The sequence below is a fragment of the Frigoribacterium sp. Leaf172 genome (assembly GCF_001424285.1).
In the GTDB taxonomy this organism is placed as follows: Bacteria; Actinomycetota; Actinomycetes; order Actinomycetales; family Microbacteriaceae; genus Frigoribacterium.
In genome coordinates this window covers 468,257-489,984 of record NZ_LMPB01000002.1, presented here as the reverse complement: position 1 = coordinate 489,984, position 21,728 = coordinate 468,257, and the positions used below count along the sequence as shown (strand labels likewise).

Annotated in this window: 19 protein-coding genes and 1 tRNA gene; 10 read left to right on the top strand and 10 right to left on the bottom strand. The window is 71.7% G+C overall.

Features of this window, described 5'->3' with window-relative positions; translation table 11 throughout:
* Nucleotides 1-90: 90 nt before the first annotated feature.
* On the bottom strand, nucleotides 91-1,296 hold the full coding sequence (locus ASF89_RS08550; protein ID WP_055797077.1) for a CdaR family transcriptional regulator: 1,206 nt from the start codon (nucleotides 1,294-1,296) through the stop codon (nucleotides 91-93).
* A gap of 37 nt (nucleotides 1,297-1,333) precedes the next feature.
* Complete coding sequence (gene aceE, locus ASF89_RS08545) at nucleotides 1,334-4,078, bottom strand: pyruvate dehydrogenase (acetyl-transferring), homodimeric type (protein WP_055813805.1); 2,745 nt, start codon at nucleotides 4,076-4,078, stop codon at nucleotides 1,334-1,336.
* Nucleotides 4,079-4,349: 271 nt separating this feature from the next.
* On the opposite strand from aceE, the gene ASF89_RS08540 reads away from it, so the two are divergent.
* Both ASF89_RS08540 and ASF89_RS08535 read left to right on the top strand, forming a co-directional pair.
* Nucleotides 4,350-4,823 (top strand): peroxiredoxin, encoded by a 474-nt coding sequence (locus tag ASF89_RS08540; RefSeq protein ID WP_055797083.1) that lies wholly within the window; start codon nucleotides 4,350-4,352, stop codon nucleotides 4,821-4,823.
* Nucleotides 4,824-4,902: 79 nt separating this feature from the next.
* Nucleotides 4,903-4,978: transfer RNA gene (locus ASF89_RS08535), tRNA-Val, on the top strand.
* An 86-nt stretch (nucleotides 4,979-5,064) separates the two neighbouring features.
* Here ASF89_RS08535 and chrA read toward each other — a convergent pair.
* Nucleotides 5,065-6,288, bottom strand: coding sequence for a chromate efflux transporter (gene chrA, locus ASF89_RS08530; RefSeq protein WP_055813802.1), 1,224 nt, complete (start codon nucleotides 6,286-6,288; stop codon nucleotides 5,065-5,067).
* 139 nt (nucleotides 6,289-6,427) lie between these two features.
* Nucleotides 6,428-7,573, bottom strand: coding sequence for a glycerol dehydrogenase (locus tag ASF89_RS08525; protein ID WP_055813799.1), 1,146 nt, complete (start codon nucleotides 7,571-7,573; stop codon nucleotides 6,428-6,430).
* A 94-nt stretch (nucleotides 7,574-7,667) separates the two neighbouring features.
* Between ASF89_RS08525 and ASF89_RS08520 the strand changes: the two genes are divergently transcribed.
* Nucleotides 7,668-8,624, top strand: coding sequence for an alpha/beta hydrolase fold domain-containing protein (locus ASF89_RS08520; RefSeq protein WP_082489891.1), 957 nt, complete (start codon nucleotides 7,668-7,670; stop codon nucleotides 8,622-8,624).
* Nucleotides 8,625-8,632: 8 nt separating this feature from the next.
* Here the strand turns inward: ASF89_RS08520 and cls are convergent, their stop codons facing one another.
* Nucleotides 8,633-10,114, bottom strand: a complete 1,482-nt coding sequence (gene cls / locus ASF89_RS08515) for a cardiolipin synthase (protein WP_055813796.1) — start codon at nucleotides 10,112-10,114, stop codon at nucleotides 8,633-8,635.
* A gap of 104 nt (nucleotides 10,115-10,218) precedes the next feature.
* Here cls and ASF89_RS08510 point away from each other — a divergent pair, with 104 nt between their 5' ends.
* Complete coding sequence (locus ASF89_RS08510) at nucleotides 10,219-10,962, top strand: TetR/AcrR family transcriptional regulator (RefSeq protein ID WP_055813793.1); 744 nt, start codon at nucleotides 10,219-10,221, stop codon at nucleotides 10,960-10,962.
* Between the two features lie 7 nt (nucleotides 10,963-10,969).
* Nucleotides 10,970-12,718 carry an MDR family MFS transporter gene (locus tag ASF89_RS08505; protein WP_055813789.1) on the top strand — a complete coding sequence of 583 codons (1,749 nt, stop codon included), beginning with the start codon at nucleotides 10,970-10,972 and terminating at the stop codon, nucleotides 12,716-12,718.
* Nucleotides 12,719-12,737: 19 nt separating this feature from the next.
* Here the strand turns inward: ASF89_RS08505 and ASF89_RS08500 are convergent, their stop codons facing one another.
* Nucleotides 12,738-13,646 carry a LysR family transcriptional regulator ArgP gene (locus tag ASF89_RS08500; protein ID WP_055813786.1) on the bottom strand — a complete coding sequence of 303 codons (909 nt, stop codon included), beginning with the start codon at nucleotides 13,644-13,646 and terminating at the stop codon, nucleotides 12,738-12,740.
* Nucleotides 13,647-13,715: 69 nt separating this feature from the next.
* Here ASF89_RS08500 and ASF89_RS08495 point away from each other — a divergent pair, with 69 nt between their 5' ends.
* Entirely contained in the window at nucleotides 13,716-14,369 is a 654-nt protein-coding gene (locus ASF89_RS08495; protein ID WP_235484054.1) for a LysE/ArgO family amino acid transporter, read from the top strand.
* A 58-nt stretch (nucleotides 14,370-14,427) separates the two neighbouring features.
* Here ASF89_RS08495 and ASF89_RS08490 read toward each other — a convergent pair whose 3' ends face one another.
* From ASF89_RS08490 to ASF89_RS16185, 3 genes are all read right to left on the bottom strand, one after another.
* Nucleotides 14,428-15,060, bottom strand: a complete 633-nt coding sequence (locus ASF89_RS08490; RefSeq protein WP_055797107.1) for a Pr6Pr family membrane protein — start codon at nucleotides 15,058-15,060, stop codon at nucleotides 14,428-14,430.
* Between the two features lie 9 nt (nucleotides 15,061-15,069).
* Nucleotides 15,070-16,116, bottom strand: a complete 1,047-nt coding sequence (locus ASF89_RS08485; RefSeq protein WP_055813781.1) for a Gfo/Idh/MocA family protein — start codon at nucleotides 16,114-16,116, stop codon at nucleotides 15,070-15,072.
* 65 nt (nucleotides 16,117-16,181) lie between these two features.
* A complete protein-coding gene (locus ASF89_RS16185) occupies nucleotides 16,182-16,406 on the bottom strand; it encodes a hypothetical protein (protein ID WP_255354982.1) in 225 nt (74 codons plus the stop codon).
* Between ASF89_RS16185 and ASF89_RS08480 the strand changes: the two genes are divergently transcribed.
* The 3 genes from ASF89_RS08480 (at nucleotide 16,405) to ASF89_RS08470 (ending at nucleotide 18,175) form a co-directional block, all read left to right on the top strand.
* Entirely contained in the window at nucleotides 16,405-17,151 is a 747-nt protein-coding gene (locus tag ASF89_RS08480; RefSeq protein WP_055813779.1) for an SDR family oxidoreductase, read from the top strand. The two genes, ASF89_RS16185 and ASF89_RS08480, sit on opposite strands and share 2 nt — an antisense overlap.
* A 141-nt stretch (nucleotides 17,152-17,292) precedes the next feature.
* Nucleotides 17,293-17,526, top strand: a complete 234-nt coding sequence (locus ASF89_RS08475; protein ID WP_055797119.1) for a PLDc N-terminal domain-containing protein — start codon at nucleotides 17,293-17,295, stop codon at nucleotides 17,524-17,526.
* Nucleotides 17,527-17,572: 46 nt separating this feature from the next.
* Entirely contained in the window at nucleotides 17,573-18,175 is a 603-nt protein-coding gene (locus ASF89_RS08470) for a GIY-YIG nuclease family protein (protein WP_156463352.1), read from the top strand.
* A 24-nt stretch (nucleotides 18,176-18,199) separates the two neighbouring features.
* Here ASF89_RS08470 and ASF89_RS08465 read toward each other — a convergent pair whose 3' ends face one another.
* Entirely contained in the window at nucleotides 18,200-19,162 is a 963-nt protein-coding gene (locus ASF89_RS08465; RefSeq protein WP_055814839.1) for a hypothetical protein, read from the bottom strand.
* Nucleotides 19,163-19,270: 108 nt separating this feature from the next.
* On the opposite strand from ASF89_RS08465, the gene ASF89_RS08460 reads away from it, so the two are divergent.
* Nucleotides 19,271-21,712, top strand: coding sequence for an excinuclease ABC subunit UvrA (locus ASF89_RS08460; protein ID WP_082489889.1), 2,442 nt, complete (start codon nucleotides 19,271-19,273; stop codon nucleotides 21,710-21,712).
* Nucleotides 21,713-21,728: the final 16 nt, after the last annotated feature.

Sequence of the window (21,728 nt, the reverse complement as noted above, 5' to 3'; positions counted from 1 at the left end):
GTGGCGCCGCCGGTGTAGCAACTCGACCAAAGATCCGCGACCGCCTTGTGGGTTCTCACCATCCGGCAGCCGAGGATGCGCGGGTCGGCCTCAGCGACGGCGCCCCGCCTGCCCGTCGTGGTCGGCGATCGACCCGAGGATGAGCGCCGACTGGAGGATGAGCGCTTCGCGGGCGCCGGTGGCGTCCCAGCCGATCACGTCGCTGACCCGTTTGAGCCGGTATCGCACGGTGTTGGGGTGCACGAAGAGCTCACGGGCGGTGGCCTCGAGGGACCTCCCGTTGTCGAGGTAGCACCACAGGGTCGCGAGCAGCTCGGTCGAGTGCAGCTTGAGCGGCTTGTACACGCGGTTGACGAGCGTCGACCGGGCGACCGGATCACCGGCGAGAGCGCGTTCGGGCAGGAGGTCGTCGGCCAGCGCCGGGCGCGGTGCGTTGCGCCAGGCACGCGCCACCGAGAAGCCGGCCAGCGCGGTCTTGGCGCTCTTGGACGCGTCGACGAGGCTCGGGACCTCGTGTCCGAGCACGAGGTGCCCGTCGCCGAAGCCGGGTTCGAGCGCCTTGGCGATGTCGGTGAACGAGGGGCGGTTGGCGCCGGACGGGGTGCCGTGTTCGTCGACGGCCTCCTCGGCTCGTCCGATGACGAGGACGAGGCGGCGCCCCTGCACGCCGATCAGCACGTCGGCGGCCAGGTGGCGGGCCGTCCGACGCAGCATGTCGACGTCGAGCATCCGCGGGGTCGTGCCAACCAGCACCGAGACCTCGCCGTGCCCGTGCCATCCGAGCGCGGCGATGCGGCTGGGGAGCTCGTCGTCGTACTCGCCGCTGAGGATGGAATCCACGACGAGGGCCTCGAGGCGGGCGTCCCAGAGGCCCCGTGCCTCGGCTGCCCGGGCGTAGACGTCGGCTGAGGCGAACGCGATCTCACGCGAGTAGAGCAGGATCGCCTCGCGCAGCGAGTCGTCACCGTCTTTGACTCGTTCTTCTACGACCTCGACGGTGACCCGGATCAGCTGGAGCGTCTGCTGGAGACTGATCGATCGGAGCAGCTCGCGGGGAGCGGCGCCGAAGACGTCGGCCGCGATCCAGGGTGTGGACCGCGGGTCGTCGAACCAGCTGATGAACGACGTGATGCCGGCCTGGGCGACGAGCCCCACGGCCGATCGTCGCCCGGGCGGCATGTCGCCGTACCAGGGGAGTGTCTCTTCGAGCCGCTTGATGGTCGCGGTGGAGAGTTCCCCCGAGACCGTCCGCAGCCACGCGAGCGTGCGCTCTTTCGTGGCTGCGGACGGCTCCATCGGCGAGGTCGGAACCCGCTCTGCACTCACTGGCCGGTCAGCTCTCCCCGCCGGCGTTGCCGCTGGTGCCGGCGGTCACGTCGTTCAGCCGGTACTTGTCGATGGCCTGCTGCACGATGTGGGGCTCGACCTCTCCGCGGCGGGCGAGGGCCTGCAGCGTGCGGACGACGACCGAGGGTCCGTCGATCGTGAAGAATCGACGGGCCGCCGCGCGGGTGTCCGAGAAGCCGAAGCCGTCGGCGCCGAGCGTCAGGTAGTCGCCGGGCACGTACTCGCGGATCTGGTCGGGGACGGCGGCCATGAAGTCGCTGGTCGCGATGAACGGACCCTCGGCTCCCTGGAGCTTCTCGGTGACGTACGCGATGCGCTGCTCGCCCTCGGGGTTGAGGAAGTTGTGCTGGTCGGCGGCGAGCCCGTCGCGTCGCAGCTCGTTCCAGGAGGTGACGCTCCACACGTCCGCGGCCACGTTCCAGTCGTCGGCGAGGAGGCGCTGGGCCTCGAGCACCCACGGCACACCCACGCCCGACGCGAGGAGCTGGGCGCGCGGGCCCAGGTTCTCGGCGCTCTTGAGCTTGTAGATGCCCCGGACGATGCCGTCCACGTCGACGTCGTCGGGCTCGACGGGCTGCTGCATCGGCTCGTTGTAGACCGTGATGTAGTACATGACGTTCGGATCGGCGTGCGTCGGGGTGCCGTTCTCGTCGGTGCCGTACATGCGGTCCATGCCCGACTTGACGATGTGGCCGAGCTCGTAGCCGAATGCGGGGTCGTACGACACGACCGCCGGGTTCGTCGACGCGAGCAGCGGCGAGTGTCCGTCGGCGTGCTGCAGACCTTCACCGGTCAGGGTGGTGCGACCGGCCGTGGCGCCGATGATGAATCCCCGGGCCATCTGGTCGCCGGCGGCCCACATGGCGTCGCCCGTGCGCTGGAACCCGAACATCGAGTAGAAGACGTAGACGGGGATGAGGGGCTCGCCCTGGGTCGAGTAGGAGGTGCCGACGGCGGTGAAGGCCGCGAACGCCCCGGCCTCGTTGATGCCGACGTGCAGGAGCTGGCCCTGGGGGCTCTCCTTGTAGGCCAGCAGCAGCTCCCGGTCGACCGACGTGTAGTGCTGACCGTTCGGGTTGTAGATCTTCGACGTCGGGAAGTAGGCGTCCATGCCGAACGTGCGTGCTTCGTCGGGGATGATCGGCACGATCCGGTGGCCGAAGTCCTTCGTGCGGAGCAGGTCCTTGAGCAGACGCGCGAAGGCCATCGTCGTGGCGACCTCCTGCTTGCCCGAGCCCTTCTTGACCACGTCGTACGACGTCGACTCGGGGACGGAGAGCTGCGTGTACTTCGAGCGGCGCTCGGGAACGTACCCGCCGAGAGCGCGCCGGCGCTCGTGCAGGTACTGGATCGCCTCGTCGCCGTCGCCCGGGTGGTAGTACGGCGGCAAGTACGGGTTCTCGTCGAGCTGCGAGTCGGAGATCGGGATGCGCATCTCGTCGCGGAACTGCTTGAGGTTGTCGAGCGTGAGCTTCTTCATCTGGTGCGTGGCGTTGCGACCCTCGAAGGACGGGCCGAGACCGTAGCCCTTGACCGTCTTCGCGAGGATCACGGTCGGCTGGCCCTTGTGCTCGGCCGCCGCCTTGAACGCGGCGTAGACCTTGCGGTAGTCGTGGCCGCCGCGCTTGAGGTTCCAGACCTGGTCGTCGGTGAAGTCCTTGATGAGCTCGAGGGCGCGCGGGTCGCGGCCGAAGAAGTTCTCTCGGACGTACGCACCGCTCTCGGCCTTGTAGGTCTGGAAGTCGCCGTCGGGCGTGGTGTTCATGAGGTTGAGCAGCGCGCCCTCGGTGTCACGGGCGAGCAGGTCGTCCCATTCGCGACCCCAGACCACCTTGATGACGTTCCAGCCGGCGCCCCGGAAGAAGCTCTCGAGCTCCTGGATGATCTTGCCGTTGCCGCGGACCGGCCCGTCGAGGCGCTGCAGGTTGCAGTTGATGACGAAGTTCAGGTTGTCGAGGCCCTCGTTCGCCGCGACCTGCAGCTGACCGCGGCTCTCGACCTCGTCCATCTCGCCGTCGCCGAGGAACGCCCAGACCTGCTGGTCGGAGGCGTCCTTGATGCCGCGGTTGGTGAGGTACTTGGCGACCTGCGCCTGGTAGATCGCGTTGATGGGGCCGAGACCCATCGACACGGTCGGGAACTGCCAGAACGAGGGCATGAGGCGCGGGTGCGGGTACGAGCTGAGTCCGCCCGAGGCGTGGGACTTCTCTTGGCGGAACCCGTCGAGCTGATCGGTGCCGAGTCGGCCCTCGAGGTACGCGCGGGCGTACATGCCGGGGGAGGCGTGGCCCTGGAAGAAGATCTGGTCGCCGCCGCCGGAGTGATCCTGGCCTCGGAAGAAGTGGTTGTAGCCGACCTCGTAGAGGGCGGCCGACGAGGCGTAGGTCGAGATGTGGCCGCCGACCGAGACGCCGGGGCGCTGAGCGCGGTGCACGGTGATCGCCGCGTTCCAGCGGATCCAGCGGCGGTAGCGGCGCTCGAGCTCTTCGTCGCCCGGGAAGGCGGGCTCGTCTTCGGGAGCGATGGTGTTGACGTAGTCCGTCTTCGGGACCATCGGCACACCGAGGTGCAGTTCGCTCGACCGAGTCAGCAGGCTCTTCATGATCTCGCGAGCCCGCTCGTGCCCCTGGGCCGCCACGAGGGAGTCGAGCGACTCCCGCCATTCGGCGGTCTCTTCGGGATCGCGATCGGTCGTGTCGACCGTGTACGGGTCCTGGTCGTTTACCGTCACCCTTGACCTCAATCAATATCGTGGTGTTGATAGCACCGTGTGTGGGTCGCACCGTGTGTGGTGGACAGACAGATGCCAGGTCTCTCGCGCCCGGGTTCCGGACACGCACCCACCTGACTCGCCCGAGTCTAGTGACCCCGACTGACAGTGACCCTGCCCCAGTCAGCCTCCGCACGCGCTGGGAGCGGCCCTTGCGCTCGCCCGCGTGCGGCGTAGGATCACTCATCGTGTTTGTCGCCGGCCGCCCGGGCCGACGCGGAAGGATCGCACCATGGCACTGGAGAACGACATCCAGGCTCCCGACTTCGATTTGCCGAACCAGTTCGGCGAGCACGTCCGACTCTCGGACTTCCGCGGCGTCAGGCCCGTGGTGCTCGTGTTCTTCCCGCTGGCGTTCTCGAGCACCTGCACGAAAGAGCTCTGCACGCTCCGCGACAACCTGTCGATGTTCCAGGACCACCGCGTCGAGCTGCTCGTGGTCTCCGTCGACTCCAAGGCCACCCTGCGGGCGTTCGCCGACGAGAAGGGCTACGAGTTCACGCTCCTCGCCGACTTCTGGCCCCACGGCGAGGTGTCGAAGGAATACGGAGTGTTCCTCGAGCACAAGGGCTTCGCCACGCGCGCCACGTTCCTGATCGACGTCGACGGCGTCATCCGCGAGCACTTCGTGACCGAGCCCGGCCAGGAGCGCTCGCTCGACGACTACCGGGCCTCGCTCGACGCCCTGGTGCCCGCCACCGTCTGACGCGACACCCGCCAGGAGGCGCGACCCGCGCCTCCTCGACGGCTATCCTTTTCACACCCGCCCGGTCCGACCGGCGCAGGGGCCTTTAGCTCAGTTGGTAGAGCGCCACGTTTACACCGTGGATGTCATCGGTTCGAGCCCGGTAGGGCCCACCACGAGGGGGCGCGCGCCCGACACGCTGCGGCGGCCGCCCGGGGCGACGGCTCAGTCGGCGGAGACGGGCGGGGCCGCCGACCACCGGTCAGGCGACGCCGCCCGCCGACAGCACGAGACCGCCGACCGCCCCCACGGCTACGACCGCCCACGCCGGCACCCGCCAGACGATCAGCAGCACGAAGCACACGAGCGCGAGGCAGAACGACCCGACGCCGGTGATCGCCGCGGTGGACACGGGGTCGTAGAGCGCGGCGACCAGCACCCCGACCACGGCCGCGTTCGCCCCGCGGACGGCCGCTCCGACGAGGCGGCGACCACGAAGGGCGTCCCAGAACGGCAGGACCCCGACGAGCAGCAGGAACCCGGGCGCGAAGATCGCGAGGGTGGCCAGCACGGCCCCGAGGGCCCCGCCCGGTCCGAGGTCGGCGACCGCCCCCAGATACGTCGCGAACGTGAACAGCGGCCCGGGCACCGCCTGCGCGAGGCCGTAGCCGGTCAGGAAGACGTCGTCATCGACGAATCCGGGCTCGACGAGGCCCGCCTGGAGCAGCGGCAGCACCACGTGACCACCGCCGAAGACGAGCGCGCCGGCCCGGTAGAAGACGTCGATCAGGGCGACCGTCTCGGACCGGGTCGCGGCGGTCAGCACGGGCAGCCCCGCCAGGAGCATCGCGAAGACGGTCAGGCAGACCGCGCCCACCCGTCGACCGACGGGCGACCGGACCGTCTCGACCCGCGCCTCCTCGTCTCCTCGGCAGAGGACCATCCCGGCGAGCAGGCCGACGGCGAGCGCCCCGACCTGGCCGGTCGAGCCGGGCAGCACGAGGGCCGCGATGGCCGCGGCGACGGCGAGGGAGGCGCGGGTCGGGTCGGGCGCGAGCGTCCGCGCCATCCCCGTCACGGCCTGGGCGACGACCGCCACGGCCGCGATCGTGAGACCGGTCACGACGGCTGTGCCGACCGGCCCGTCGAGCGCTCCGACGCCGAGGGCGGCGGCGAACAGGATCAGAGCCGACGGGAGGGTGAAGGAGACGAACGCGGCCACCGCCCCGAGCGGCCCGGCTCGCAGCAGACCGAGCCCGAACCCGACCTGACTCGATGCCGGGCCGGGCAGGAACTGTCCGAGGGCGACGAGCTCGGCGTAGCGGGCGTCCGGGAGCCATCGTCGCCGCTCGACCAGCTCGGACCGGAAGTACCCGAGGTGCGCCACCGGGCCGCCGAACGACGTCAGCCCCAGCAGGGAGAAGACCCGGGCGACCTCGAAGGGGGTGCCTCGGGTGGCCGGTTCGGTCGTCGCGTCGTGCGTCACCGGGACAGGATGCCCGGTCGAGGTGTCCCGCAGGTGACGGACGCCGCGACGCCGTCGCTCGACACCCCGGGGAGCCGCTCAGGCCCCGGCTCGCGCCCTGGGGTCTCGGCGGCTTCCCGGGGTCTGACGTGCCGCCTCGTCAGTGCCCGGCGACGTACAGCTCGGGCTCGGGCAGACCCCGCTCGGCGCGGATCGAGCGCGACAGCCGCTCGATCGAGACGAGGGCGGCGACCACGTCGGCGGCCGTCACCGGGAACGGCATGTTGTGGATGGTCTCGGTCTCGACGGTGGCGGCCTCGGCGACGGCCGTCAGCTCGTCCAGGTCGTCGACGGTGAGGCCGATCTCGGTGAGGGTGTTCGGCAGCCCGACCCGCGTCGTGAACTCGACGAAGTCCTCGATCTCGGCGCGAGGAGCACCCTCGAGCACGAGCTGCGTCATCGAGCCGATGTTCACCTTCTGCCCGTGGGTGAGCCCGTGCGTCTGCGGTGCGGCGGTCAGCCCGTTGTGGATGGCGTGCGCGGCGGCGAGCCCGCCCGACTCGAAGCCGAGCCCCGAGAGCAGCGTGTTGGCCTCGACGAGGGCCTCGAGGGCCGGGGTCACGACGCCGTCCTCCGCGGCCGCGAGCGCCGAGAAGGCGTTCTCGTGGATGATGCGCCACGACAGCTCGGCGAGGGCCGTGCCGGCCTGCGTGGGGAGGCCGCCGGCCATGGTGGTGGCGTGCGAGCGGGCGGAGGCGCGCGCCTCGAGCCAGGTCGCGAGGGCGTCGCCGATCCCCGCGACGAGGAACTTCGCGGGGGCGTTCGCGACGAGCTGCGTGTCGATCAGCACCAGGTCGGGGTTCCGGGGGAAGAACCGGTACTCGATGAACTCGCCCTCGTCGGTGTAGACCACGGCGAGCGCCGACGTCGGAGCGTCGGTCGAGGCGACGGTCGGGACGCTGACCCACCGGATGCCGGCGAGGTGACCCGCCGCCTTCGCGGCATCGATCGCGCTGCCGCCGCCGATGGCGACGACGACGTCGGCCGAGGCGCCCTGGATGGTCTCGACGAGCTCGTCGATCGCCGCGGGGGTCGCGAACCGGCCGAATCCCACGCGCTCGACGCCGAGCCCGGCGGTCTCGAAGCCGGCGGTGACGGCGTCCTCGACGAGACCCCAGACGATGTCGTCCGACACGATCAGCGGACGCCGGCCGATGGGCGCGACGAACTCGCCGAGGCGGGTGATCGCGTCCTTGCCCTGGACGTAGCGGGCGGGGCTCATGACGGTGCGGATGGGGGTGGTCATAGGGCGTTCCTTTCGTCGGTGCGTGTCCGCTGGACGGTACGCGCGCCTCCTCGGTGGCCCCTCCGTGCCGGGTGACGCGGGGTACCGTCGGTGCATGAGCACGCGCGGCGCCGGCCCCCTCCGTTCCTCCGACCAGGGCGTGAGCGTGCCCCTGGGGGCGCGGCTCGTCGTGCCGCAGTCGGTGGTGACGACGTTCCTGCGGCTTACGGGGGCGAATCGGACCTTCGTCAGCGCGGCGGGCGCCCGTCGACGGATCCGCGCCCGCTCGCTGCGCCCCGCGCCGTTCGGTCCGCCGAGCACCCTGCGTTCCGACGTCCGCGTCGACGTCGAGCTGCGGGGCGCGTGGCCGGTGTACCGCGTGACGCGCCGCGACGGGGTCTCGAGCGGCTCGGTGGTCTACGTGCACGGCGGCGGCTGGGTCGGCGAGATCGTGTCGCAGCACTGGCATCTGATCGCGCAGATCGCGGCGGAGTCGGCCACCACGGTCGTCGTGCCGATCTACGGTCTCGTCCCGTTCGGCACGGCCGAGGAGGCGCGGCGCGGCGTCGTCGACCTCGTCGCGTCGTCGACGGGACCGGTCGCACTCGCGGGCGACTCGGCGGGCGGCCAGATCGCGCTCTCGGCCGCCCTGTCGCTGCGTGACGCCGGAGTCGTCGTGCCGAGGACGGTGCTGATCGCCCCCGCACTCGACCTCGGCTGGAGCAACCCGCGGATCCCGGAGGTCCAGCCGAGTGACCCGTGGCTCGGCACACCGGGGGGCCGGGTGCTGTCCGAGCACTGGCGCGGGGCCCTCGACCTCCGCGACCCCACGGTCAGCCCGCTGTTCGGCCATCTGTCGGGGCTCGGCGCTCTCACCGTGTTCTCGGGGACGCGGGACGTCCTGAATCCGGACGCGCACCTCCTGAGGTCCCGCGCGGCCGCCGCGGGCGTCTCGCTCGACTGGCACGAGGGGCCCGGTCTGATCCACGCGTTCCCGCTGCTGCCGACGCGAAGCGGGCGCGCGGCCCGGCGGGTGATCGTGGCGACGCTGCGCGAGGCCGTCGCCGGCTGACAGCGCGGCTACTGCACGGCGGCGGTCAGCCGGGCGACGTTGTCGAGCACCTGCAGCCCGGCGGGTCGCGACAACCACGCGGCGAGGGTGACCTCATGCGACCGAGAGCGGTAGTCGTCCTCGATGCGGCGGACCTCCTCGACGAAGCCGGCGCCGCGCACCATCAGCGACACCTCGAAGTTCAGGCTGAACGAGCGCATGTCCATGTTGCTCGAGCCGATCACGGCCACGTCGTCGTCGACGGTGAAGTGCTTCGAGTGCAGCACGGTCGGCTTCTCGTACAGGAAGATGCGCACTCCCGAGCGCAGCAGCGTCTCGTAGTACGAGCGCTGCGCGTGATAGACCATGAACTGGTCGGCGACCTCGCAGGCGAAGAGCTGGACGTCGACGCCTCGTTCGGCGGCGGTCGTGATGGCGTAGAGCATGGAGTCGTCGGGGACGAAGTACGGGCTCGCGATGATGAGGCGCTCCTGGGCACCGTAGACGAGGGCGTTGAACAGGCGCAGGTTGTTCTCGCCGTCGAAGCCCGGTCCGCTCGGGACCACCTGGCACTCGAGGGTTTCGGAGTCGGCCGGGCGGTCGACCGGCGACTCGGCGTCCGCGTCGGCGTCGGTGTCGGTCGGCAGCTCGTCCGTCTCGCTGTACCAGTCGGTGATGAAGAGGGCGTTGAGGCCGATGGCGGCGGGGCCGTCGAGCCTCACCATGAGGTCCTTCCACTGCAGACCGCGCCGCATGTTGCCGCGCTTGTTGTAGCTCGGGTCGATCATGTTCTGCGAACCGGTGAAGGCGACGTTCCCGTCGACCACGACGATCTTGCGGTGGTTCCGCAGATCGGGCCGGCGCCACATGCCCTTGGTGGGGTGGAACGGGAGCATCTCCTCGAACCGGATGCCCGAGTCGCGCAGCCACCGGCGGGTGACGCGACCCTGCGGGTTGCGGATCGTCGCCCAGTGGTCGTACAGCACGCGCACCCGGACGCCTCGGTCGTGCGCCCGCTTCAGGGCGTCGAAGAAGAGGTAGGTGCTCTCGTCGCGGGTGAAGATGTAGAACTCGACGTGGACGTAGCGCTCGGCGGCGTCGACGGCGGCGGTCATGGCGGCGATGGACTCGGCGTACTCCGGCAGCAGCCGGGCGGTGTTCCCCGGGATGAGGGGCATGGAGCCGAGCGTGCGGTTAAGCCGCACGACGGTGCCGAACCACGGCGGCTGCGTGACCGTGTCGGCGCGGTTGTCGAGCCCCTTCGTGTTCTCGAGGATGAGGTCGTTGATCTCGCGCTGCCGGTCGCGGCGATCCTGCGGCAGCCTCGTCGACCCGATCAGGCCGAAGAGGATGCTGCCGGGGATGGGGGCGACGAAGATCGCCATCAGCCACGCCATGGCCGAGCTCGGGCGGCGGTTGCGGGGGACCACCACGACGGCGGCGATCCGGATGAGGATGTCGAGGACGAGCACGACGGTCGGGAACGCCTTGAGGATCCTGCGCCAGTTCATGCGTCGATCCTCGCAGCATCACGGCGTACCCGCCCGGATGGTGCGGCACACGGCCAGTGCGGTGCGAGTCCTATTGCACTCTGATCCGAGGAGTGCAATAGTGCATGTCGGGCATCCAGCCTCCGGCGACGTCGCCGACCACATCCGACGACGATCGAGCAGGAGGCGCGATGACCGGCCCCGCGGCGACCACGGCTCCCGAGGCGCTCGGCAGGGCTGGCCTCCGACGCGTCCGGCTCCGAGCGGACCTCGTCGCCGAGGCGCGACGGCTGACCGCGGCCCGCGGTTCGGCCGGCTTCACGATCGACGAGCTCTGCGTCACCGTCGGAGTGTCGAGGCGCACGTTCTTCAACCACTTCGCCTCGAAGGACGATGCCGTGGTCGGGACGGCCATCGACGATGACGACCACGCGCTCGACGCGTACGCGGCGTCGTCTCGCGATCCGCGCCTCCTGCCGTTGTCGAGCGTGTTCGACGACCTGTCGCGACTCGTCGTCGCCCGCGTCGAGCAGATCGGGCTGACGCGCGACCGCGCCGCCGAGTTCCGCGCCGCGCTCGAGCGCGAGCCGCGGCTGTTCGCCGCGATCATGCGCCAGGGCGGCGAGCAGAAGCGGCGCGTGATCACGGCGATCGCGCGCCACGAGGGTCTGCCCGCCGACGACCGGCGCATCGAGGCCGCCTTCCTCCTCGCCACGTCGCTGACCCAGCGGGCCGTCGAGGAGTTCTTCTTCGAGACCGACGACCCCACGAGGCGCTTCGACGACGTCCTCGCCGAGTGGTTCGGTCTCGCCCGGCAGCTGTTCACGCCCCCCACCGTCCCCGTCACAACCGAGCGAGAGGCCCGCTGAGCCCGTCATGACCACGTCCACCACACCCGCCACGAAGGGCGACGCGCCGTTCCTCCTCACCAAGAGGCGGATCTGGATCATCTTCGGCGCCCTCATCTCGGGCATGCTGCTCTCGAGCCTCGATCAGACCATCGTCTCGACGGCCATGCCGACCATCGTCGGCGAGCTCGGCGGCGTCGAGCACCAGGCCTGGATCACCACCGCCTACCTGCTGGCCACCACCATCGTCATGCCCATCTACGGCAAATTCGGCGACGTGCTCGGTCGGCGCAATCTCTTCCTCGCGGCGATCGCGATCTTCACGCTCGCGAGCATCGGCTGCGCCTTCGCCGACGACTTCTGGATGTTCGTCGTGTTCCGGGCGATCCAGGGTCTCGGCGGCGGCGGGCTCATGATCCTGTCGCAGGCCATCATCGCCGACATCGTGCCCGCGTCCGAGCGCGGCAAGTACCTGGGCCCGCTCGGCGCGGTGTTCGGCCTCTCCGCGATCGGCGGCCCCCTCCTCGGCGGGTTCTTCGTCGACCACCTGACCTGGCAGTGGGCCTTCTACATCAACATCCCGGTCGGCGTCGCCGCGTTCGTGATCGCCTGGATGGCCCTCACCCTCCCGAGCAAGAAGGCCTCGAAGCGGATCGACGTCCTGGGGGTCGTCCTGCTCTCGGCCGCGACGACCTGCCTCATCTTCTTCACCGAGTTCGGCGGACAGGCGGACCACGGCTGGGGCGCCGGCGAGACCTGGACGTGGGGTGCCGGCTTCCTGGTGGCCGTCGGCCTGTTCGTGTTCGTCGAATCGCGCGCCGACGACCCGATCATCCCGCTGTCGTTCTTCCGCAACAAGGTGTTCGTGCTCGCGACGGGGATCGGCTTCGTGCTCGGCATCGGCATGTTCTCGGCCATCGCGTTCGTCCCGACGTTCCTGCAGATGTCGTCGGGCGCCTCCGCGGCGGTGTCGGGTCTGCTCCTGCTCCCGATGATGGCGGGCCTCATCGGCACGTCGATCCTCTCGGGGAACCTCATCACGAAGACGGGCCGGTATCGCATCTACCCGATCGTCGGCACCATCCTCACGGGCATCGCCATGCTGCTGTTCACGACGCTGACGGCGGACACGCCCCTGGCGATGATCTGCGTGTTCCTGTTCGTCTTCGGCGCCGGGCTCGGCCTCATCATGCAGGTCGTCGTGCTGGTCGTGCAGAACTCGGTCGACGCGGCGAACGTCGGCACCGCGACGAGCACGAACAACTACTTCCGCGAGGTCGGAGCGGCCCTCGGCGTCGCGGTCTTCGGCGCCATGTTCACGAGCCGTCTGACGTCGAACCTGACGACGGTGTTCACGGACGCCGGCGCCTCGCCGAGCGACGCCTCGTCGGCGACCGCCACGCTCGATCCGGCGGCGTTGAACGAACTCCCCGACGCGATCCGCCGGCTGGTCGTCGAGGCGTACGCGGACTCGCTCGCACCGGTGTTCGCCTACCTGGTCCCGTTCATCGCCGTGGCTCTCGTGCTGGCCCTGTTCCTGCCGCAGATCGCGCTCAGCGACGTCGCCGGCATGGTGGCCAGGGGAGAGGCGCTCTCGGGTGCCGAGGCGGAGGAGCTGGAGGCTGCCGGCCGTGGGCGGGCGACGTCGACGGCCGGTGAGGCGGCCACGGCCGCTGCGGTCGCCTCCGGAGCGACCGCGGTGCCGCCGACCGCTGCCGCGCCGGACGGCGACGCCGCGCCGGACGCAGAGTCCCCGCGGCGGCCGGACGCCGGCTAGGGCCCGCGGCCCGGCGCGCTCACTCGGGCCGAGCCCGGTGGAGACTGCGCCGGGCCGTCTTCAGCACCGCCCGGGTGAGGGCGTCGAGCAGGGGGGAGTCGAGGGTCCACCGCTGCCAGAAGAGGGCCACGTCGACGGGGGAGTCGGGCGCGAGCTCGACCAGTCGCCCCGCCGCGATGTCGTCGACGGCCTGCGCCTCGGGCAGCATGCCCCAGCCGAGCCCGAGCACGGTGGCCCGCGCGAAGTCGGCGGACGCCGGCACGTGGTGCCGGGGAGCGCGCGGGTCGCGCCCGGACACGCGGCGGACGAAGTCGTGCTGCAGGGTGTCCGTCCGGTCGAAGACGACCATGGGGGCCCGGTCGAGGAGGTCGACGCCGGCTGTGCCGCCCAGCCGTCGCTCCACGAACGACGCGCTGGCCACAGCCCGGTAGCGCATGACTCCGAGGGGCTCCACCGTGCATCCCTGCACGGGTGCCCGTGTCGCGGTGACCGCGGCGAGCACGTCGCCCGAGCGCAGCAGCGCCGAGGTGCGATCCTGGTCCGCTCGTCGGAGGTCGAAGACCACGGGATGCGCATCCGCGACCTCGGCGAGCGCGTCGAGGAACCAGGTCGCGGACGAGTCGGCGTTGACCGCGATCGGCAGCGTCGTCGGTGCACCCCCCACCTCGGTCGTGCCCAGCTCGGACACGAGGTCGGCGGTGAGGAGGTCGATCTGACGGGCATGGCGGAGCACGACGTCGCCCGCCGCGGTGGGCGTCACCGGGGTCGTGCGCTGCAGCAGGATCGCGCCCGCGATGCGCTCGAGCTGCTTGATGCGCTGCGACACGGCCGACTGCGTCATGTGGAGGCGCTGCGCGGCCGCCTCGAACGTGCCCTCGTCGACGATCGTGCGGAGCGTGTCGAGCTGATCGATGGTGAAGCGCTGCATCAGAGCAGCTTATGCGGCATCAGGAACATGAGCTGGATGGATGAGAGCCGGGGTCGTAGCGTCGACGGCGTGCTCCTCACCAGCCTCCTGCCGACCGCCCTCCTCGGCTTCGGCACCAGCCTCGCCCTCATCGTCGCCATCGGGGCGCAGAACGCCTTCGTGCTGCGCGTCGGACTGACGAGGACCGCCCGCGTGGTCCTCCCGGTCGTGATCGTCTGCGCGGTCAGCGACGCCGTCCTGATCAGCGCCGGGGTCGCCGGCATCGGCGCGCTCATCACGGCGCACCCCGGGGTCGTCGTCGTGGTGCGGTTCGTCGGCGCGGCGTTCCTGCTTGTCTATGCGGTGCTGGCGGCCGTCCGGGCGGTGCGTCCCGTCGGTGCGCTCGTGGTCGCCGACGGCGACGCCGCGGCCGCCACGACGACGGCTCCGGTGCGGGTGACGACCACCGTCCTGGCGGCCCTCGCCTTCACCTGGCTGAACCCGCACACCTACCTCGACACGATCGTGTTCCTGGGTTCCGTGGCGAATCAGCAGCCCGGGGAGCTGCGCTGGTGGTTCGCCGTCGGCGCGGTGCTGGGCAGTCTCGTCTGGTTCACGGCCCTCGGATTCGGCTCGCGCCTCCTGCGTCCGGTCTTCGCCCGGCCCGGTGCCTGGCGGGTGCTCGACGCGATCATCGCCGTCGTGATGACCGTCCTCGGCCTGCGCCTGCTCCTCGTCCCCTGACCGCCGTCGCCGACGGTCGGCCTCGAGAGGCGGGTCCGGCGAGGAGGCGCGGGTCGGCTCAGGAGCCCCGGCGCGCCCTCCAGAAGCGTCCGGAGAGGCGTCCGAGTCCGACGAGAGCGAACGAGAGCACCGTGAGGGCCACCAGCAGCACGCCGACGTAGACCGCCACGCCGCCGCCGCCGCCCTGCGCCGCGGGGTCGTAGAACGGGTACGGGTAGAAGCCGATGACCGCGCCGCGGATGATCGTGTAGACGCTGTAGACCACGGGGGTCACGAGGCCGACCAGCGCAGCGGACCAGGGGAGGCGCCGACCGGCCGGCAGGACGAGCCAGTCGATCAGGGCGGCCACGGGCACGAGCATGTGCACGACCACGTTCACCCAGGGGATGACGCCGCCACCGACCCCGGCGAGCAGCAGGTTGAAGACGAGCCCGACGAAGACCATGTTGACGACGTTCACGAGACGCACGACGTCCCACCCGCGGCTGCCCGGTCGGCGGCGCAGGGTGCGCACGGCCCCGACCGAGAAGACCACCACGGCGAACAGGTTGCTGAGGTTGGTGTAGTACGAGAAGAAGTTGACGACGCTGTAGTCCTCGACCAGCGTCACCCCGAACTGGGTCCCCACGGCGACGAGGCCGATCAGGGCGATGACGAGCCGGAACGGGATCATCACTCGGGCTCGCGTCATGGCGTCAGCTTAGCGAGCGGCGGACGGGCGCCCGTCGACGACGGTCAGGGAGGCGCGGGCCGCCTCGATCGTCGCCAGGATCGATCTCGAGTCGGCCATCCCGTGGAGGGGCGAGTCGCGGAGCCCCCGGTCGACGAACGACGCGAGCGCAGCCGCCTGGTACGCCAGTCCCTCGCGACCGGTCGGGACGGCCGGGTCGCTCCAGACGGCGGTGCCGCGACCCGTCGTGAGCTCGAAGGACGCCGGGAACACGAGGTGGTCGAGGGTGCGGAGCGAGCCGTCCGAGCCGGCCACCGTGCCGATGCCGGGCGAGGTGGCGAGGAGACTCGTCACGGCCGTGGCGAGCACGCCCTCCGCGGTCCGCGTCACGACGGCCGCGTCGAGATCGACGCCGTCGGCTCGGGTCGAGCCGGTGGCGGAGCGCTCGACGGGATGACCCGTGACGAACTGGGTGAACCAGAACGCGTACACGCCGATGTCGAGCAGGGCCCCGCCGCCGAGGGCCGGATCGCTCATCCGCCCCGGAGCGCTCAGGTCGTTGGCCCAGGCGACGTCCGCCGTCGCGAGGCGCACGTCGCCGATCGCCCCGTCGGCCAGGAGCCGGGCGATGACCGTCGAGTGCGGCAGATAGCGCGTCCAGAGCGCCTCCATCGCGAGCACGCCGGCCGCCGCCGCGGCCTCCGCGATGCGATCGGCGTCGGCGACCGTCGTGGCCAGGGGCTTCTCCACGAGCACGTGCTTGCCGGCCGCGATCGCGGTCAGGGCGTCGGGCAGGTGCCGCGTATGCGGTGTGGCCACGTACACGACGTCGACGTCGGGGGAGGCGGCCATCGCCTCGGCGTCGTCGAAGGCACGGTCGACCCCGTGGTCTCGGGCGAAGGCCTCGGCGTGCTCCCGGCGACGCGACGCGACGGCCACGACGCGCTGGTCCGTGTGCCGGTGGAGGGCGTCGGTGAAGTCGCCGGCGATCTCACCCGGTCCGATGACTCCCCAGCGCAGCGTCGGACCTCCCCGCAGAGGGGCGTTGTCGGCGGAGGGGAAGGCGGGGGCGGGCATGGGGTCTCCTCGGGTCACATCGTCGTCCGCTCATCATGCCGTGCCGGGCCGACGAGCGACCCCGGTCAGTCGGCGAAGCGCTGCGTGCCGACGACGCCGAGCAGGCGGAGGCTCTCCGCGTCCGGCGATCCCGGCGTCGGCGTCAGCACCAGGAGCGTCTGCGACTGGTCCTCGGTGAAGAGCGCCTGGCAGTCCACCTGGATGGGGCCCAGCTCGGGGTGGGACTCTGCCGACCCGTGCCTCCTCGGCCCAGGCTGGTCGCGACACCCACAGCACGAGGAGCATCGCATGAAGATCAGCGGCAACACCGTTTTCATCCCCGGCGGCACGTCCGGCATCGGCCTCGGTCTCGCCCGGCGGCTCCGCGACGCCGGCAACACGGTCGTCGTGGCCGGGCGCCGGGTCGATCTGCTCGCCGAGATCGCCCGGGACGAGCCCGGCATCGAGTCGATCCTGCTCGACACGGCCGACCCCGCCGCCGTCGTCTCCGTCTCGCGCGAGGTGCAGCACCGGTGGCCCGAGACGAACGTCGTCATCGCGATGGCCGGCGTCATGCGCTTCGAGGACGTCCGGACGCCGGGCTTCCTCGAGACGGCCGAGACGACGGTCACGACCAACCTGCTCGGACCGATCCGTCTGCTCGCCGCCTGGACCGGGTTCCTGCAGTCGCGACCGGGGGCGGCGTTCGTCACGGTGTCGTCCGGTCTCGCGAGCGTCCCCCTGCCCGCCACGCCGACGTACAACGCGACCAAGGCGGCCATCCACTCGATCAGCGAGAGCGTGCGGGTGCAGCTCGCCCCGACCGGGGTCCAGGTGATCGAGCTCGTGCCCCCGGCGGTGCGGACGACCCTGCTGGGTCAGCAGGACGACCCGTCGGCGATGCCGCTCGACGAGTACCTCGACGAGACGATGGCCCTGCTGGAGGCGCAGCCGGACGCCCACGAGATCCTGGTCGAGCGGGTGCGGTTCCTCCGCGACGCCGAGGCGGAGGGGCGCTACGACGACGTGCTCGCGATGCTGAGCGGGCGGCACTGAGCAGGCGGCACTGAGCAGGCGGCACTGAGCAGGCGGCACTGAGCGAGCGGCCTCGAGCGGGCGGCGCCGGGCGGGTGGCTCCGCGCGGGCGGTTCAAGCCGGGCGGGTGGCTCCGCGCGGGCGGCACCGTAGGCTGGGGGGATGAGCGGATGGGGCGAGTGGGGCACGGTCGTGCTCGCGGTCGGCGCGTTCGCCGTGTACGTGGCGATCGTGGCGAGCATCGTCCGCGCCGTGCGCCGGAGGGCCGACACGACCCCGATCGAGCGGACCGTCTGGACCGTCGCGGTGGTGCTGTTCCCCATCGGCGCCGGCGCTGTCTGGCTGCTGCTCGGGCCGCACCCCCTGGGGCTCCGGATCGATCACGAGCCCGACTGACCCCCGGTCGTCGCCGTCTGTCGGTGGTCGGGCCTACCGTGCCGGCATGGACACGCGCTCGCCCCGATCCGCCGACGCCTGCCGAGGAGGCGCGGTCCACGACGACCCCGTCGCCTGCGACGGCAGGGCGCTGCCCGGTTCGCCCGTGGCGCTCTGCGAACAGCACCTGGCCCTCGCCGCCGACTGGGCCGCGGCGCGCTCCGAGACGGTCGACGGGACCACCGACCTGCTGCCCGCCCCCTGCGCGGCCTGCGGCTCGAGACTCGGGGTCCACTGGCCTGCCGGCTGGCTGTGCGCCGTCTGCGAGTGGCGGCAGGGCGACTCGCCCGACGGCGACCTCGCGCCGCCGCGCGTCGATGTCGTCTACTACATCCGCTTCGACGACCGCATCAAGATCGGCACGACGGCGAATCCGCGGCAGCGGCTCGGGCGTCTCTGGCATCACGAGGTGCTGGCGTTCGAACGGGGCGACCGGGCGGTCGAGCGTCGTCGTCATGATCAGTTCGCCGCGTGGCGGTTCGCCCGGACGGAGTGGTTCGCCGTCAACGAGCCGCTCGCCGCGCACATCGCCACGCTCGCGGCGGGCGTCGACGACCCCTGGGGGCGCCATGCGCGCTGGCGGAGCGAGGCGACGGCCCTCCGAGGGTAGACGCCCGCAGCCGATGCGACCCGGCTACGGGCGCAGATAGGCGTCGACGAACAGCGGCCCCCGGATGGCGCGCAGTTCGTCCAGCAGCCGCGGGACGGTCTGACGCGTCAGCCCCGAGAGCGACAGGTCGTGGGGACCGAGCATCGGCAGCCGTCCCGTCCGCAGGCGGATGACCTCCCACCCCGCCGACCGCAGGGCGGCGTCCTTGCGTCGGTCGGCCACCTCGCGCCTGCCGACGTGCTCGAGTCCGTGGCGTCCCGTCGAGTCGTACTCGATCGCCACCCGCAGGTCGGAGAGCACGATGTCGGGCCAGACCTCGAGGTGATCGAAGAACGGTCGGGCCACCCGCACGGCGTTGAGACCGGCCGCGAACTCGAGTCGCGACGTCAGCCCGGCTCGCAGCTCGGCCTCGACCGCCGACGCGGGCGGCGGCGCGCACGAGCTCGTGAAGGCGGTGCCGGTCGGCAGCGTCGGCGTCTTGGCGCACACCGGCCTCGTGGCCCGTGTCGGCTTCGACCCTCGCGGTCGCAGGTTCGCCGGGCGTTCGGGAGACCGCGGCGTCGAGGGGAGCGGGGGAGCGGACGGCGCCTGGGGGGTCATCCGACCCGGATCGACGGCGGGGACGGCGGGAGTCGCCGCGACCCGACGCGCGACCGCCTCGGTGCGCATCGGCAGGGGCCGCGGTCGGGCGAGGTCGCTGCAGTCGGGGCACCACGACGACCGGCGCCGTTCGCGGCCGGGTCGGTGGCGCTGCTCGTCGGGGGTGGCGACGAAGAGGTGCCCGGCGTCGCACAGCCAGCAGAGGTAGACGTCGGCGGCGGGCGGGATCTGACTGAGCACGATGCCGCCGTTGTGCTCGGGGCGGTACTGCCGGACGAGCACCGGGAACGACGCCCATGCCTCACGGTAGGAACCCACGGGGTAGGGCACGGCGAGACCGCGCGACGTCTGCCGTCGCGCCCACCAGCTGTCGATCGGCTCGGGCACGGCATCAGGCTAAGAGCGACCACCGACATCGCCGTCGGGCGACCGCCCCGCCGTCCGGGCCCCGACCGCTCCGGCCCCGTGTCGCCGCACTCCTCTACCATCGACCGGATGCCCGACACCGCCCCTCCCGACCTCCCCCGCCGAGCCGCCGACGTCCACGACCGGGGTTTCGTGCGGGTGCGGGGAGCCCGCGAGAACAACCTGCGCTCGGTCGACGTCGACGTGCCGCGCGACAGCATCGTCGCCTTCACCGGCGTGTCCGGTTCGGGCAAGTCCTCGTTGGCCTTCGGGACCATCTACGCGGAGGCTCAGCGTCGCTTCCTCGAGTCCGTCGCCCCCTACGCGCGCCGGCTGATCGCCCAGGGCGGCACCCCGCACGTCGATGGGATATCGGGTCTGCCGCCGGCGGTCGCCCTGCAGCAGCGACGGGGCGCCCCGAGCTCGCGGTCGACCGTCGGCACGGTGACGACCCTCTCCAACTCGATGCGGATGCTGTTCTCCCGTGCCGGCACCTACCCCGAGGGCGCCTCCCGCCTCGAGTCCGACTCGTTCTCGCCGAACACGGCGGCGGGCGCGTGCCCGAGATGCCACGGCCTCGGCGTGGCTCACGAGGTCACCGAGGCGTCGGCCGTGCACGACCCCTCGTCGTCGATCCGCGAGGGGGCCATCACGGCCTGGCCGGGCGCCTGGCAGGGCAAGAACCTCCGTGACGTCACCGCGGTGCTCGGCTACGACATCGACCGGCCCTGGCGGGAGCTGCCGCAGGCCGACCGCGACTGGCTCCTCTTCACCGACGAGCAGCCCGTGGTCGAGGTGGTCCCGCAGCGGGACCGCGTCGCCAAGCCCTACAAGGGCCGCTTCTGGAGCGCGCGGGCGTTCGTGCTCCACACCCTGGCCGATTCGCAGAGCGAGACCCAGCGGGCGAAGGTCCTGCGCTTCGTCGAGAGCGGTCCGTGCTCGCTCTGCGGCGGCAGCGGGCTCACCCGGGCCGCCCTCGCCGTCACGTTCGCGGGTCGGACGATCGCCGAGCTGAACTCCCTTCCCCTGGCGGAGCTCGGAGACGTGCTCCGTCCGACCGCCTCGCTCACCTCGGCCTCCGCCGCGGTCTCGAACGCCTCGTCGGGCGAGGTGACCGAGGTCGCCGTCACGCTCGCCTCCGACCTCCTCGCGCGGACGACCGTCCTCGACGACCTCGGGCTCGGCTATCTGAGTCTCGGCCGCGCCACGCCATCGCTGTCCCCGGGCGAGATGCAGCGTCTGCGCATCGCGACGCAGCTGCGCTCGGGGCTCTTCGGCGTGGTCTACGTGCTGGACGAGCCGAGCGCCGGGCTCCACCCGGCCGACGCCGAGCCCCTCGTCGCCGTGCTCGAGGAGCTCCGGGCGAGCGGCAACTCGGTCTTCGTGGTCGAGCACGACATGAGCATCGTCCGGCGAGCCGACTGGGTCGTCGACGTCGGACCGGGGGCGGGGAGCGAAGGAGGCGCGGTGCTCTACAGCGGACCGGTCGCGGGTCTCGCCGAGGTCGAGCGCTCGGTCACGAGGCGGTTCCTCGTCCCCGGGTCGGATGCCCCGGTCCGGACCTCCGAGCGGCGTCGACCCGACGGCGTGCTCGCGCTCCGATCGGTCTCGCGGCACAACCTGCACGAGGTCGACGTCGAGGTGCCGCGCGGGGTCCTCACCGCCGTGACGGGCGTCTCGGGGTCGGGCAAGTCCACCCTCGTCGGAGGCGTCCTGGCCGACACCGCGACGGACTTCGACGGGATCGATCGCGTGGTCGAGGTCGACCAGCGCCCGATCGGGCGCACGCCGCGATCGAACCTCGCCACCTACACGGGGCTGTTCGACGCGGTCCGGTCGGTCTTCGCCTCGACCGACGAGGCGGTCGCCCGCGGCTACACCGCCGGGCGGTTCTCGTTCAACGTGGTCGGGGGCCGGTGCGACGTCTGTCAGGGCGAGGGCTCGGTGTCGGTCGAGCTGCTGTTCCTGCCGGGCAGCTACGCCCCCTGCCCGGAGTGCCACGGGGCCCGCTACAACGCCGAGACGCTCGAGGTGCGGTGGAACGACCGCAGCATCGCGGATGTGCTCGCGATGACGGTGGCCGAGGCCGCCGGGTTCCTGAGAGGGGTGCCCGCCGCCTCCCGGGCTCTCGAGACCCTCCGCGAGGTCGGTCTCGGGTACCTGCGGCTGGGTCAGCCGGCCACGGAGCTGTCCGGCGGCGAGGCTCAGCGCATCAAGCTGGCCACCGAGCTCCAGCGTGTGCGCACGGGGCGGACCCTCTACCTGCTCGACGAGCCGACCACGGGTCTGCATCCCGCCGACGTCGAGCTGCTCGTCGCGCAGCTGCAGGGACTCGTCGACGGGGGCGACACCGTCGTGGTGGTCGAGCACCACATGGGCGTCGTGGCGGCGGCGGATCACGTCATCGACATGGGCCCGGCCGGCGGTGACGGAGGCGGGCGGGTCGTCGCGTCCGGCACGCCGGAGCTCGTCGCGGCCTCCCCGCACAGCCGCACTGCCCCCTACCTCGCCGCCGCGCTGGCCGACCGCTGATCCGCGCGGACGGTCC

Coding starts and splice junctions, on each gene's coding strand:
- ASF89_RS08550 (WP_055797077.1), bottom strand. CDS start 1,296: ATGGAGCCGTCCGCAGCCACGAAAGAGCGCACGCTCGCGTGGCTGCGG.
- ASF89_RS08540 (WP_055797083.1), top strand. CDS start 4,350: ATGGCACTGGAGAACGACATCCAGGCTCCCGACTTCGATTTGCCGAAC.
- ASF89_RS08525 (WP_055813799.1), bottom strand. CDS start 7,573: ATGACCACCCCCATCCGCACCGTCATGAGCCCCGCCCGCTACGTCCAG.
- ASF89_RS08520 (WP_082489891.1), top strand. CDS start 7,668: ATGAGCACGCGCGGCGCCGGCCCCCTCCGTTCCTCCGACCAGGGCGTG.
- cls (WP_055813796.1), bottom strand. CDS start 10,114: ATGAACTGGCGCAGGATCCTCAAGGCGTTCCCGACCGTCGTGCTCGTC.
- ASF89_RS08510 (WP_055813793.1), top strand. CDS start 10,219: ATGTCGGGCATCCAGCCTCCGGCGACGTCGCCGACCACATCCGACGAC.
- ASF89_RS08505 (WP_055813789.1), top strand. CDS start 10,970: ATGACCACGTCCACCACACCCGCCACGAAGGGCGACGCGCCGTTCCTC.
- ASF89_RS08500 (WP_055813786.1), bottom strand. CDS start 13,646: ATGCAGCGCTTCACCATCGATCAGCTCGACACGCTCCGCACGATCGTC.
- ASF89_RS08490 (WP_055797107.1), bottom strand. CDS start 15,060: ATGACGCGAGCCCGAGTGATGATCCCGTTCCGGCTCGTCATCGCCCTG.
- ASF89_RS08485 (WP_055813781.1), bottom strand. CDS start 16,116: ATGCCCGCCCCCGCCTTCCCCTCCGCCGACAACGCCCCTCTGCGGGGA.
- ASF89_RS08480 (WP_055813779.1), top strand. CDS start 16,405: ATGAAGATCAGCGGCAACACCGTTTTCATCCCCGGCGGCACGTCCGGC.
- ASF89_RS16185 (WP_255354982.1), bottom strand. CDS start 16,406: ATGCGATGCTCCTCGTGCTGTGGGTGTCGCGACCAGCCTGGGCCGAGG.
- ASF89_RS08475 (WP_055797119.1), top strand. CDS start 17,293: ATGAGCGGATGGGGCGAGTGGGGCACGGTCGTGCTCGCGGTCGGCGCG.
- ASF89_RS08470 (WP_156463352.1), top strand. CDS start 17,573: ATGGACACGCGCTCGCCCCGATCCGCCGACGCCTGCCGAGGAGGCGCG.
- ASF89_RS08460 (WP_082489889.1), top strand. CDS start 19,271: ATGCCCGACACCGCCCCTCCCGACCTCCCCCGCCGAGCCGCCGACGTC.